The organism is Halobellus sp. LT62 (assembly GCF_037031285.1).
In the GTDB taxonomy this organism is placed as follows: Archaea; Halobacteriota; Halobacteria; order Halobacteriales; family Haloferacaceae; genus Haloquadratum; species Haloquadratum salinisoli.
On record NZ_JAYEZO010000001.1, the window covers coordinates 569,739 to 581,991 of the forward strand.

At 66.5% G+C, this 12,253-nt stretch carries 14 protein-coding genes; 8 read left to right on the top strand and 6 right to left on the bottom strand.

Features of this window, described 5'->3' with window-relative positions:
* Positions 1 to 32: 32 nt before the first annotated feature.
* From U5919_RS02840 to U5919_RS02855, 4 genes are all read right to left on the bottom strand, one after another.
* Positions 33 to 293, bottom strand: coding sequence for a cytochrome C oxidase subunit IV family protein (locus U5919_RS02840; protein WP_336022001.1), 261 nt, complete (start codon positions 291 to 293; stop codon positions 33 to 35).
* A gap of 8 nt (positions 294 to 301) precedes the next feature.
* Positions 302 to 2,902 carry a cbb3-type cytochrome c oxidase subunit I gene (locus tag U5919_RS02845; RefSeq protein WP_336022002.1) on the bottom strand — a complete coding sequence of 867 codons (2,601 nt, stop codon included), beginning with the start codon at positions 2,900 to 2,902 and terminating at the stop codon, positions 302 to 304.
* Complete coding sequence (coxB, locus tag U5919_RS02850) at positions 2,899 to 3,603, bottom strand: cytochrome c oxidase subunit II (RefSeq protein ID WP_336022003.1); 705 nt, start codon at positions 3,601 to 3,603, stop codon at positions 2,899 to 2,901. The genes U5919_RS02845 and coxB overlap by 4 nt, the downstream gene beginning before the upstream one ends.
* Before the next feature lie 117 nt (positions 3,604 to 3,720).
* Positions 3,721 to 4,239 carry a DUF6789 family protein gene (locus U5919_RS02855; RefSeq protein WP_336022004.1) on the bottom strand — a complete coding sequence of 173 codons (519 nt, stop codon included), beginning with the start codon at positions 4,237 to 4,239 and terminating at the stop codon, positions 3,721 to 3,723.
* Between the two features lie 96 nt (positions 4,240 to 4,335).
* On the opposite strand from U5919_RS02855, the gene cyaB reads away from it, so the two are divergent.
* The 7 genes from cyaB to U5919_RS02890 all read left to right on the top strand — a co-directional run bounded on the left by cyaB (position 4,336) and on the right by U5919_RS02890 (position 9,439).
* Complete coding sequence (gene cyaB, locus U5919_RS02860; protein ID WP_336022005.1) at positions 4,336 to 4,908, top strand: class IV adenylate cyclase; 573 nt, start codon at positions 4,336 to 4,338, stop codon at positions 4,906 to 4,908.
* 124 nt (positions 4,909 to 5,032) lie between these two features.
* A complete protein-coding gene (locus U5919_RS02865) occupies positions 5,033 to 6,238 on the top strand; it encodes a methionine adenosyltransferase (RefSeq protein ID WP_336022006.1) in 1,206 nt (401 codons plus the stop codon).
* Between the two features lie 25 nt (positions 6,239 to 6,263).
* Positions 6,264 to 7,487, top strand: coding sequence for a tRNA sulfurtransferase (locus U5919_RS02870; protein WP_336022007.1), 1,224 nt, complete (start codon positions 6,264 to 6,266; stop codon positions 7,485 to 7,487).
* 188 nt (positions 7,488 to 7,675) lie between these two features.
* A complete protein-coding gene (locus U5919_RS02875; RefSeq protein ID WP_336022008.1) occupies positions 7,676 to 7,945 on the top strand; it encodes a hypothetical protein in 270 nt (89 codons plus the stop codon).
* Positions 7,946 to 8,097: 152 nt separating this feature from the next.
* Positions 8,098 to 8,556, top strand: a complete 459-nt coding sequence (locus U5919_RS02880) for a DUF5804 family protein (RefSeq protein WP_336022009.1) — start codon at positions 8,098 to 8,100, stop codon at positions 8,554 to 8,556.
* Positions 8,557 to 8,609: 53 nt separating this feature from the next.
* The gene (locus tag U5919_RS02885) at positions 8,610 to 8,924 is read left to right on the top strand and encodes a PRC-barrel domain-containing protein (RefSeq protein WP_336022010.1); all 315 of its coding nucleotides are present in this window, start codon (positions 8,610 to 8,612) and stop codon (positions 8,922 to 8,924) included.
* 68 nt (positions 8,925 to 8,992) lie between these two features.
* Entirely contained in the window at positions 8,993 to 9,439 is a 447-nt protein-coding gene (locus U5919_RS02890) for a hypothetical protein (protein WP_336022011.1), read from the top strand.
* A 60-nt stretch (positions 9,440 to 9,499) separates the two neighbouring features.
* Here the strand turns inward: U5919_RS02890 and U5919_RS02895 are convergent, their stop codons facing one another.
* Positions 9,500 to 10,624 (bottom strand): glycosyltransferase, encoded by a 1,125-nt coding sequence (locus U5919_RS02895; protein ID WP_336022012.1) that lies wholly within the window; start codon positions 10,622 to 10,624, stop codon positions 9,500 to 9,502.
* A gap of 111 nt (positions 10,625 to 10,735) precedes the next feature.
* Complete coding sequence (locus tag U5919_RS02900; RefSeq protein ID WP_336023854.1) at positions 10,736 to 11,821, bottom strand: glycosyltransferase family 4 protein; 1,086 nt, start codon at positions 11,819 to 11,821, stop codon at positions 10,736 to 10,738.
* A 118-nt stretch (positions 11,822 to 11,939) separates the two neighbouring features.
* Between U5919_RS02900 and U5919_RS02905 the strand changes: the two genes are divergently transcribed.
* Complete coding sequence (locus U5919_RS02905; protein ID WP_336022013.1) at positions 11,940 to 12,221, top strand: ribonuclease P protein component 4; 282 nt, start codon at positions 11,940 to 11,942, stop codon at positions 12,219 to 12,221.
* The last annotated feature ends 32 nt before the right edge of the window (positions 12,222 to 12,253 follow it).

The window sequence follows — 12,253 nt, forward strand, 5'->3', positions numbered from 1 at the left end:
GTCGTTGTCGGGGGTCTTTCCGGTGATGCGGCTCACAGGATGGAGTACGACGCCGCGAGCGTCAGCGCCAGCGCCGCCGCGAGTCCGATCAAGATGACGTACGTCAGCGAGCGCGGCTCGAACCGGAGGTGCTGGAAGTACGCCGCGACCAGCACCGCCTTGAACGCCGAGAGCGCGATGATGATGCCGAACGCCGTCCAGTACGCCAACTCAGCGAACTCGACGAGTACTTGGATCGTCGCCGAGACGAACAGGACCGCGAAGATCGCCGTGTACAGTTTCGTGTGTGTCATTGGTGCACCTACAGGATGTAGAACAGCGGGAAGAGGAACAGCCAGACGATGTCGACGAAGTGCCAGTAGAGCCCGAAGTACTCGACCGGCCGGTGATCCGTCAGGTACGCCCCGCCGAGCGACCGGCCGAGGAGGTACAGCGCGCCGATCAGCCCCGCGATGACGTGTGCGGCGTGCAGCCCGGTCGTCAGGAAGAACGTCGAAGTCTGGATCGTCGCGGTCGGCTCGACGCCCGTGTGGAACAGGTGCAGCCACTCGAGGGCCTTGTTGCCGAGGAAGCCGATGCCGAGCGCGATCGTCGCCGTCAGGCTGGCGACGACGCCCCACCGGTGCTCCTTCTGCGCCGCGACGAGGGCGAGGATGACCGTGAAACTGCTCGCGAGCAGGATGTACGTGTTCACGAGCCCCGGGATCGGATCCTCGGGGATCGGCTGCCAGCCGACCCAACCCGCCGCGACGCGGGTGAACACGTACGCGCCGATGAACCCGCCGAACAGCACGACGTCGGAGGCGAGAAAAACCCACATCCCGACCTTGCCGTTCTCGACCCCGGCGAACGGCCACGCCTCGCCGAAGCCGCCTTCGGGGGCCTCGAACGGTTCGATCGCCCACGCCACCAGCGAGCCGAAGACGACGAGCCCGCCGGCGAGCGCGGCGAAGAGATAGAACGATCCGGCGATCCCCTCCACGAGCGATCCCTCGCGGATCCCCGAGAGTCCGAGGAACAGCAAGAAGCCGCCGACGCCGACTGCGAACGGCCAGATACTGGCGTGGTCGCCGTGGTCGTGCTCCTCTGCGTGGACGTCGGCGTCGACCGCGACGCCACCGTCGGGCTGCGTGGAAGCGGTGGAGCCGCTGTCTGCCGCCTCTCGCGACCGGAACGAGAGGTTCCCGTCGCTGTAAGAGGGAATCCCGGGGAAGTTCTCCGTCGGCGGGGGCGACGGAATGGCCCACTCGGCGGTCCGGGAGAACTCCCACGGCGTGTTGCCGACGCGTTCGCCGTCGAAGGCGCTCTTCGTCAGGTTGTAGAACATCAAGACAAAGGACAGCCCCAAGATGAACGCCCCGAGGGTGGCGAGCCTGTGCCAGGGCGTCATCCACGGATCGTACTGGAAGACACGCCGCGGCGTCTCCCAAGCCACGAACATCGGGAAGTACAACAGGTTGAACCCGACGAAATACGCGACGAAATGCGCCTTCCCGAGGAACTCGTCGTACATCCGTCCGGTGATCTTCGGGAACCAGTAGTAGAGCCCTCCGACGAGCGCGGTCACGCCGCCGACCATCACGTAGTGGAAGTGCGCGACCACCCAGTAGGTGCCGCGGAACTCGTAATCGAGCACGATGGCACCGAGGAAGACGCCGGTGATGCCGCCGAGGATGAACAACAGTAGCCCGCCGAAGGCGAAGAGAAACGGCGTCGTGAACTTCACGCGTCCCTTGATCAGCGTGTAAATCAACGCGAACACCATCAGATCGAAGGGAAGCGATATCCCGATCGTCGTCACCATAAACAGCGTCTTGATCTCGAGGTTGATGCCGGTCAGGAACATGTGGTGCATCCAGACGACGAAGCTCTGGAGCGCGACGAGCACCATCGCGGCGATGAACCACTTCCGGCCGACGATGCGTCGACCGGTGAACGTCTGGAACACCTCGGCCATAATCCCCAGCGCCGGGAAGAAGACGATGTACACCTCCGGGTGACCGAAGAACCAGAACAGGTGTGTCCAAAGCAGCGTCCCGCCCGCGGTCTCTTGGATGAAGTAGGCGGTTCCGAGGATGCGGTCCGACGAGAGGATGAGAAGCGCCGCGAGCAGCGCGGCGAACGCGAAGAGCATCATCCACACGGTCAGGAGGATTGACCACGAGAAGATCGGGAGGCGTCGGAGCGTCAGCCCCTCCGCCCGCATTCGATGCATCGTCGTCAGGAAGTTCACCGACGAGACCGTGACCGAAACGACGAAGAGGACGAGCGCGAGGATCGCCGTGTTCGCGCCCACGTCCGGCGTGAACGTCGGGAGGTTCAACGGCGCGTACATCGTCCACCCGCCCGCGAAAGTGCCGCCTTGGAAGAACGAGGCGACGAACAGCAGTCCCGAGGCGAGATACAGCCAGAAGCTGAGCGCGTTGAGACGCGGGAACGCGAGGTCGTCAGCCCCCAACTGCAGGGGTACGACGTAGTTCGCGAAGCCGAACGCGAACGGCGAGAGGAACCAGAACACCATCACCAGCCCGTGCGCGGAGACGGCCTGATTGTAGGCCATCGCGCCGAGGACCCCCTCGCCGACGGCTCTGGGCTCCCACAACTGGATCCGCATCAGCCACGCGAGCAGGCCGCCGAGGAGCAAGAAGAACAGCGACGCGATGATGTAGAGGATGCCGACGTCCTTGTGGTTCGTCGTCGTCAGCCAGTGCCGGATGGTCGATCGAGAGGGGTGCGCCGCCGCGGTCAGCGCGTCGGAGACGGCCCCTTCGACCGGAATCTCTTCTTCCGTGACAGTGCCGCCGTCGGCCGTTCGATCACGGGTCGTCCCGCCGTCAGCCGTTCGGTTACGGGTCGACTCCTCGTCGGCCCCCTCTCGGTCTGTCGGATCTTCCTCGCTCATGAGTCAGGTGGTGTCGTGTTGGCGTACCACTCTTGATACTCGTCGGGTTCCATCACGACGACGGTCGCCGACATATACGAGTGGCCGCTCCCGCAGAGTTCGTAACACTGTGCCGTGTAGTTCCCCGTCTCGTTAGCCTGGAACCACGTGGTCGTGGTCTGGCCGGGAACGGCGTCCGTCTTGACGCGTAACTCCGAGACGCCGAAGTTGTGGAACACGTCGCGGGAGGTGACGCGGAGTTGGATCACCTCATTGCTCGGCACGCGGAGGACGTCGCTCTCGTGGCCGTTCGGATAGGTGAAGTCCCAGCCGAACTGATAGCCCTCGACCTCGACTTCCATTTCGGGCTCCGGTGGGTCCTCGACGTACAGCAGCGTGAAGTACGTCCACGTGACGAGCGAGACGACGATGACGGTGCTGAGCGCGAACGACGTGAACAGCTTTCGACCGCCGCCGCCTCCCGTGGGCAGTTCGCCGAGCACCGGCGGATCGAAGTCGCCCTCGCGGCCCGGTCCGTCGCGGTACTTGTACGCGTTGTAGACCATATACGCGACGACGACGACGCCGACGAGCGTTCCGAGGACGAGGAACACCTCGAAGATACTCTCGAAAACGTTCGTTCGCGTCCCTCGCGGGACCAGTTCCGGCTGTAGGGGAAGCTGGTTCACCGGCCCCGCCGTGTGTGCGTGTATCTCTACCACGCCTATTGAAACAATTAGGAACGATTGTTATAAATCATACGCAGGTCCGGCGCTATTCACGACGCCCGGAGAATCCGACGAGGCGACGAGGTTTTCACAGCGCCACGTTCGACCGTCTCACACCTCGTGCTGGGGTAATCCGGCGGTTCGCGTCAGCACGATACCGAGAGTCAGCCCGTAAACCCAGTGTCCCGCGAGCGAGAACGCGACGTAGGCGGCGGTGGTGAGCAGCCCGGCACCCGGCCAGAACGCCGGGAGGAACCCGAACCAGAACGCCGTGGCGAAGGTCGCACCGCGGAGGTACCGCGGCGTCTCCGGCGGGAGAAACGCCCCGACGACGAGGAACGTCAGCGGCAGCACGACGGTTCCACCGAAGCCGAAGAGCGCGATTCCGAGCGTCACGGTCGGTTCGAGGCCGAAGAACTCCGCGAACCCGGCGAACCGCGTCACCGGCTCGGTCTGGAACAGTCCCAACAGACCGGGGAGGCCGACGAGCACGGGGAGCATCGCCACCGTTCCGAGGAGGCCACCGCTCATCGCGGCGAGAACCACTCGCCCGGTGATCGGGGCGGTGACAGACTCGATCAGTTCCTCGTCGACTGCAGGCGTCGGTGTTTCGGATGTCTCGCCGCTCATTGCCCTATCTGGACTAACACAATTATTAACAATAAATTCATAGGGTCGTCGCGATCGACCGCATCGGTTTTTTCCGCCCCGGTCGATCGGGCGTCTATGTACGAAGTTGAGGTCAAAGTGCCCGCGTCGCACGATGACGTCAGGCGGCGGCTCCGGGACGCCGGCGCTGAGCGCCTCGAACGCGTCGCACAGACCGACACGTACTACGACGCCCCGCACCGGGACTTCGCCGAGACCGACGAGGCGCTTCGCCTCCGACGGGAAAGTCGCGGGACAGATTCCGCGTCTCCGGTCGGAGAGGGCGAGGACACGATCAAAGTCACCTACAAGGGGCCGTTGATCGACGACGCGTCGAAAACGCGTGAGGAACACGAGACGGTCGTCGGCGACGGCGACACCGCAGAAGCGATATTCGACGGCCTCGGGTTCGAGCCGGCGGCCGTCGTCGAGAAGGAGCGGGAGTTCTTCGATCTCGACGGGTACACCGTCACGCTCGACCGCGTGGCGGGACTCGGCGAGTTCATCGAGGTCGAAGCCGAGGCGGACGACAGCGCGGACGTCGAACGCCTGCGGGAGGGCGTCTTCGACGTCATTCGACGGCTGGGTCTCGATCCCGACGATCAGATTCGAACGTCCTATCTGGGGCTGTTGCTCGTGGACGAGGAGTGACTGGCGAGGGCGGACGAATTGATGTCTATTTGGCGAGAGCCGGCGAATTAATATCTATTAGTAATATTAGTGTGAACAATCTTTTCCGCAAGTTATAGAACCGCCCGGACAGAACGCTCCCGCAATGACCGAACGGAACATCGCTATCGAGGCTGCAGACCGGAGCGCAGTCGAGGATCAGGGGGTCGAGATCGTCGAACGGAAGGGAATCGGACATCCGGATTCGATCTGCGACGGGATCGCCGAAGCCGTCTCGCGGGCGCTCTCGCAGCTCTATCTCGACCGCGTCGGCAAGGTGCTTCACTACAACACCGACGAGACGCAGCTCGTCGCCGGCGAGTCCGCGCCGACGTACGGCGGCGGCGAGATCGTCGAGCCGATCTACGTCCTCATCGTCGGCCGCGCGACGCGGGAGTACGACGGGAAGCGACTGCCCGTCGACGCCACGGCGATCGCGGCCGCCCGCGAGTACCTCAACGAGCACATCCCGGAACTGGTAGTCGGCACCGACATCGTCGTCGACACGCGGATCGGCGAGGGCTCCGGCGACCTCCAAGACGTCTTCGGCGAGGACGACGTCGAGGTTCCGATGTCGAACGACACCTCCTACGGCGTCGGCCACGCGCCGCTGACGGAGACCGAGGAGATCGTCCTGACGGTCGAACGGCGGCTCAACGGCCCCTACGCGGCCGATAATCCGGAACTGGGCCCCGACGTGAAGGTGATGGGCAAGCGCGAGGGCGACGCGATCGACATCACCGTCGCCGCCGCGATGGTCGACGCCTACATCGACGACCTCGACGACTACGACGACGCGGTCGACCGAGTCCGCGAGTACGTGACCGACGTCGCCCGCGGCCTCACCGATCGCGACGTCCACGTCGAAGTCAACACCGCAGACGACTACGACGCGGGATCGATCTACCTGACTGTCACCGGAACCAGCGCCGAGATGGGCGACGACGGCTCCGTCGGCCGCGGCAACCGCGCCAACGGCCTCATCACGCCGAACCGCCCGATGAGTATGGAGGCGACCTCCGGGAAGAACCCGGTCAACCACATCGGCAAGATCTACAACCTCCTGTCGACCGACATCGCCGAGAGCGTCGTCGCCGACGTCGACGGCATCCGCGACCTCCAGATCCGGCTACTCTCGCAGATCGGCCGTCCGATCGACCGGCCGCACGTCGCCGACGCGAAGGTCGTCACCGAAGAGGGCGTCGCCCTCTCAGACATCGAGCCCGAGGTGCGCGCGCTGATCGATGAGCGACTGGCGAACGTCACCGACATCACCCGGCGCGTCATCGAGGGCGAGCTTTCGACGTTCTGAAGCCGCCCGCCCCGAAACGAGTGGTGTGAACGCGACGAACGCTTCGGACTCTGACGACCCCGCGGATCCGACGAACGCGGTCCTCGCGGGCCACGGCGACTTCGGCACGAAGAGCAGCGGCGTCCGCTCGAAGATGGCGGCGGGGCTCGCTCGCGACGTCGAGGCCGCGCTCGCCGCCGCCGACGTCACGGCGACCGTCGAACGACCGTGGTCGCGGCTCGTGATCCGAACCGATCGCCCGACGGCGGCCGCGCGCGTCGTCGCGACACTGCCGGGAATCGCCTTCGCTCGGCCCGTCGTCGCGGTCGATCCCCGGATGGAAGACATCTTGGAAGCGACCCGTCGACTCGCCGAGGCCAGCGCGCACGTCGGGAGCACCGCCCATACCGAAGCGGATACCTACGCAGTCGACGGGGACCGCGTCGGCCCGCGGGACGCCCACGATTTCTCGACGCCGGACCTGAACGTCGAGGGCGGACGGGTCGTCGGCGAGGTCACGGGCGCGGCCGTCGACCTCGACGACCCGGACCGGACGTACCGGATCGAGGCGCGCGAGGACGAGGCCTACGTCTCCGTGTGCCGCTTCGACGGACCGGGGGGACTCCCGGTCGGCACGCAGGGGCGGGTGGCGGTCCTCGTCAGCGGCGGCCTCGACTCGCCGGTCGCGATGTGGCGGCTCCTCTGTCGCGGCTGCGTGACGATCCCCGTCTACGTCGACCTCGGCGAGTACGGCGGCGCGGACCACCGCGCTCGCGCCCTCGAAGTGTGTCGAACGGTCGCCGAGCGCGCGCCTCGCGGGGATCTCCGTCCCCGCGTCGTCGACGGTGGGGAGTTCGTCGGGCGCGTCGTCGAGCGGACCGACAACACGCGGATGCTGTCGCTCCGGCGCGCGATGCTCGCAGCGGCCGAGGGCGTCGCCGAGGAGGTCGGCGCGCACAGCATCGCGACCGGCGAGGCGCTCGGACAGAAGTCGAGCCAGACCGGCGCGAACCTCGCGGTGACCGATGCCGCGGTCTCGCGCCCGGTCCACCGTCCGCTCCTCACTGTCGACAAGCCCGACATCGTCGCGGCCGCTCGGGAACTCGGGACGTATACGGACGCGACGCTGCCCGTCGGCTGCGACCGCGTTGCGCCGGCCCATCCGGAGACGAACGCGACGCTGGGCGACGTGCGTGCGCGAGAACCCGGTGGGCTGCTCGAACTGGCACGGGAGGCCGGGCGTGCGGCCGACGTCGCGTCCGGGGAGTGAGGGGGCGTTGGCTACGAAAGGCGAGTCGACGGGAAACGCGTCGGGGATTTCGTTCGCCGTGTGAACGCACGGCGCGAAATTGTGAGAATGTGTGCCAGTGTCGGAATATCGTTCACTATCGTTCGGTTTTATGTGTGATAATCCGGGCAAAAATGGGTTTACATACCCGGAGCACGTACGATCTGTCAATGTCTAAATCGTGCAGTCCCTCCCCCTCGACGTCGGACGCGGAGTGGACCGTGAGACAGGTCGCGCAGGTCAGTGACTGGGATTCGACTACCGACACGTGCCCGGCGTGCGGTGGTCGCGTCGACCTCTCGGAGGCGCACTATCAGGTGCAACTGGACCGCGAACGGACGCCCGCCAGCGGCGAGAAACTGACCCACGAGCGCCGCTTACTGGCGTTCTGTGACGCCGACTGCGCCGATACGTGGTTGGACAGCGACGCGAACCGCTGATTGGGACGCACCGCAACCGATTTATTGTCTCCTCGGCAACCGCCGGACAGCCCCGCGCCACCGCGCGGTCGACACACTATGATCGTTCCCCCGCCGCGCACCGCGTCCGCACCGAACCGTAACCGACGCCGCGGCCGCGCGCCGCTGTACTCGTGACCCGCGTCTGTTTCGTGGGATCGGCGGACGTGGACGTCCAGTACGAGCTGCTTTCGCGTGAAACGTCGCGTGAGGCGCTGTCGACGTACGACCGCTACGCCCCCTTCGAGAACTCGCTGGCGGTCGACACGGTGAGCCTCGGCGCGGCCGTCTCGCTGTGTAACGACTTGAACTGGTATCTCGTCCGGTTCGTCGACGCCGCCCTCGTTCGAGAGCCGAGCGTCGCGGGCGACGAGTGGTTGAGTCGATCGCTCGCGGCCGCGATCCGCGACGGCGACGTCCGACCGCAGGAGACCGGCGAGCGCCTCGCGGTCTACGGTCTCGACGACGGCCGATTGGTCGAGCCGATGTACGTCACTCGCCGCCCCGACGGGACGATCCCGACGTACGACCTCCGTCCGGTCGAGGAGACGGTCGTCGTCCGCGTGACCGCCGAGGAGTTCGACGCGGCGTAGGTCGCAGTTGCGTCCTACGAACAATTAAGACGGACGCTCACAATGACCGGAGTATGGACGACACTCCCCAGAAGATCACGACGCTCGTGGGCCGCGAGGTGTACTCGAACGAGGGCGTCTTCGTCGGCGAAGTCGCCGACCTCAGAGTGGATCTCACCGAGCGACAGGCCGTGACCGGACTCGCACTCACGCAACTCAACGACGAGCTCTTTTCGGACATCGTCGGCGGGAAGCGAGGCGTCATTCTGCCGTACCGCTGGGTCCGTTCGGTCGGCGACGTCATCCTCGTGAACGACGTCACCCTCCACGACGTTATCGAGCAGATGACCCGCCCCAACGGCGAAGACGAAGACTCCGTCTTGGCGTAGCGCGACGGGGCGCATTCGGTCGTCCGACGACCAACAGTCATTTGCGGGCCGAGCCAGTACCGGGAGGTATGTCTGAGGAACCAGATGACGTCGCCGAGAACGACGCCGACGAATCGCCGGCCGACGACGCCGAGAGCGAGGAGAAATCGTTCCGCGAGCGCGTCGAGGAGATCCGCGAGCGACGCGCCGAGGAACGAGAGGAGGGCGAACGCCCCGAACCCGAGGAGATGATGGGCGGTGGCGGCGGCCCCGGCGGAATGGGCGGCGGCGGCAATCCCTTCGCGCAGATGATGAGCGGGATGATGGGCGGAGGCGGCCCCGGCGGGATGGGCGGCGGCCCGCCCGGAATGGGCGGCGGTCCCGGCGGCCCCGGCGGCCGAGGCGGTCCCGAAGAAGAGGGTTCGGCGGGCAACGAGGAACTCGTCCGCGAGGTCCGACAGCTCCGCGACGAGGTCCGCGACGCGACCCGTCAGCTTCAGCGCATCGCGCAGGCCGTCGAAGACCTCGACGACTGAAGGCGAAATTCGCCGCTGGAATCGACCGCGCCTCGAATCCGCACCGCGATCGGGTGCTGACTACTCCGTTCCGTTTTCGTCGATGACCCGCCCGTAGAGTCCGGCGAGTTGATCGACCGCGTGCTCGACGCTCAGGTCCTCGCGGCGGTCGAGACAGGACCGCGAGAGCGAGTCGCGTTCGTCGAGGACGCGCTCGACGGCGGCCCGGCAGCCGGCGATATCTCCGTGAGCGTAGTGATAGCCGGTGACGCCGTCTTCGACCGTGTCTGAGAGCGCTCCCGCGTCGACTCCCACGACGGGCGTCCCGCACGCGTTGGCTTCGAGCGCGACGAGGCCCTGCGTCTCGACCGGGCTGGAGAAGACGAAGACATCGAGAAGCGAGTAGAAGGCGGGCAGTTCCTCGCGCGGGAGAAAGCCGAGAAAGCGCGCGTCGACGTCGAGGTCGGCGGCGAGCGATTCGAGGTCCTCGCGGGCGGGTCCGTCGCCCCCGATAACGACCGTCGCGTCCAGTCCGGCGGCCGCGCGCAGGAACTCGGGGAGGTTCTTCTCGTAGCCGTGGCGGCCGGTGTAGCCGACGAGCGGACCGTCCGGGAGGTCGTACCGCTCGCGGAACGGTTCCGGGTCGGTCGGCGCGAAGAAGTCGACGTCGACGCCGTTCGAGAGCACCACCGCGGGCGTGTCGCTGTCGACGGTGTCGCGGACGCGGTCTCTGGCGTCCTCACTGGGACAGATCACCGCGTCCGAGTGGGAGAGGAACCACCGCTCGTATCGCTTGGCCAGCCGTTCGATGCTGTGTTCGACCCGCGGGAGCGACGTGAGGTAGTCGGCGTACTCCGCGGTCGGGGTGTGATAGGAGGTAACGAGCGGGAGGTCCTTCCGGCGGGCGAGCCGGACGCCGCCGAGGCCGACCGCGAAAGGCGTGTGCGCGTGGACGATCTCGACGTTCTCGGCGGCCGCGGGGATCCGCGGCGTCCCGAGCCGGAATCCCTCGTACATCGGGAACGGGAGGCTCCTGACGGGGTACTCTTCGAGCTCCGGTTCGTACTCGTCGCACCCGGGATAGACGACGCGCATCGTCCCGCCGCGGTCGCGCCAGCGGTCGCGCCACGTCTGGATCGTGTAGGAGACGCCGTTGACCGTCGGCAGATAGGTGTCGGTGAACGCGGCGACCGAGACTGGTGCCATCGACGACGATTCACGCAGACGGGGTTAAATCGTTGCGAATCCCTCGTCGACTCCGACGCGCGGTCCCTCCGCTGCCGACTCCGACGCGCCGTCTCTCTGCCTTCGCCTCACTCACTCCTCGAACTCGACCGACCGCCCCTCGCGCTTGGCGTCCCGGACCTCCCGGTAGGTCGCGGCGAGGCGCTCGCCGACGCGGTCGAGGCTGTGCTCCATCGCGGTCTCGCGGGCGTTCTCGCCGAGTCGTTCGCAGAGCGCGTCGTCCTCAGCGAGTCGCTCGACGGCCGCGCGGAACTCCTCGTCGGTCTCGCACTTCAGACAGTCGTGGCCATCGGTGTAGAACTCCTCGAACACGGGAATATCCCGGAGCACGACGGCCTTTCCGCAGGCCATCGCTTCGAGAACGGCGATGCCTTGGTTCTCGTTTTTCGTCGGAAAGAGGTAGACGTCGCCCGCGCCGTACGCGCCGCGTATGTCGTCGATCCAGCCGGTGAACGTGACGTTCTCCGGCGGGTCCGACGTCCACTTGCGAACGGTTTTCGAGGCGTGCGGGCCGGTGTCGTACGGGCCGAACCACGCGAAGTCGTAGGACGTTTCCTCGGCGACGCGACAGAACGTCGAGAGGCCCTTCCGCTCGAAGACGTTGCCGACGAGGAAGACGACCGTCCCGGACAGGTCGTAGCGCTCGCGGTACTCCTCGCGAAGCGCTTCGAACCCGTCGAGAGCGTCGACGTCGACGCCGTTCGTCATCGGGCGGATCGGGGCGTCGACGGGGTACGATTCGAGCACGCGCTTCGTGTACTCGGAGGGACAGAGCACCAGATCCGCTTGGGAGTAGAACCACTTGAGATAGCGACCCAGCGCGGGCGCGACCGTCGTCGACCCGCGGAACGATTCGGCGAAGTCCTCGCGGGTGACGTGCGTGTGGAGGATGAGCGGGATATCGTTGCGCCGGGCGTGTCGGGCAACGGCGAGCGATCCCGGTCCCACGAGGTTGCAGTGCGCGACGTCGTACTCGCCGAAGAGGCCGTCGCCCGTCGTGGCCGCGCGGACGCCGGAGAGCGGGCTCCCGCCGCGCCACGGCGAGGTCACGACCTCGACGTTGGTCCGGGCGAGGGCGGCCCGCTGTTGGTCGGTCGCGGTCCCGATGCCGCTTCGCTCCAGTTGGGATTCGAGTTCGAGGTAGTTGAGCGCGCGCAGAGCCACAGTCGTCTCCGGTTCGCGGCGACGGATGTAGAGTGTACCGTTTCGGATCGTCCGCTTTCGCTCGGTCCGCCCGCTTCGGAACGACTTTACTCACCCGTGCCCGTGCCTCGGTATGGGCATCCCGGCAGAGCGAATCGAGCGACTGCACGATCTCGCTCGGGAGGCGACCGCCGGGGACGACGTCGACCTCGCACGCGAGTACGTCCGCCTCGCGCGCCGGATCGCAGAGCGCAACCGCGTTCGGCTGCCGCGTCGCTTCCGACGGTTCACCTGCGACGACTGCGACGCGTATCTGCGTCCGGGCTCGACCGCGCGGGTTCGCCTCCAGTCGGGACACGTCGTCGTCAGGTGTCGCTGCTGTGGCGCGACGAAGCGGTATCCGTACGCGGACTGACGGAGCGCCCCGCTGACTGATAAGGAGTATAG

Coding starts and splice junctions, on each gene's coding strand:
- U5919_RS02840 (WP_336022001.1), bottom strand. CDS start 293: ATGACACACACGAAACTGTACACGGCGATCTTCGCGGTCCTGTTCGTC.
- U5919_RS02845 (WP_336022002.1), bottom strand. CDS start 2,902: ATGAGCGAGGAAGATCCGACAGACCGAGAGGGGGCCGACGAGGAGTCG.
- U5919_RS02855 (WP_336022004.1), bottom strand. CDS start 4,239: ATGAGCGGCGAGACATCCGAAACACCGACGCCTGCAGTCGACGAGGAA.
- cyaB (WP_336022005.1), top strand. CDS start 4,336: ATGTACGAAGTTGAGGTCAAAGTGCCCGCGTCGCACGATGACGTCAGG.
- U5919_RS02865 (WP_336022006.1), top strand. CDS start 5,033: ATGACCGAACGGAACATCGCTATCGAGGCTGCAGACCGGAGCGCAGTC.
- U5919_RS02875 (WP_336022008.1), top strand. CDS start 7,676: ATGTCTAAATCGTGCAGTCCCTCCCCCTCGACGTCGGACGCGGAGTGG.
- U5919_RS02885 (WP_336022010.1), top strand. CDS start 8,610: ATGGACGACACTCCCCAGAAGATCACGACGCTCGTGGGCCGCGAGGTG.
- U5919_RS02890 (WP_336022011.1), top strand. CDS start 8,993: ATGTCTGAGGAACCAGATGACGTCGCCGAGAACGACGCCGACGAATCG.
- U5919_RS02895 (WP_336022012.1), bottom strand. CDS start 10,624: ATGGCACCAGTCTCGGTCGCCGCGTTCACCGACACCTATCTGCCGACG.
- U5919_RS02905 (WP_336022013.1), top strand. CDS start 11,940: ATGGGCATCCCGGCAGAGCGAATCGAGCGACTGCACGATCTCGCTCGG.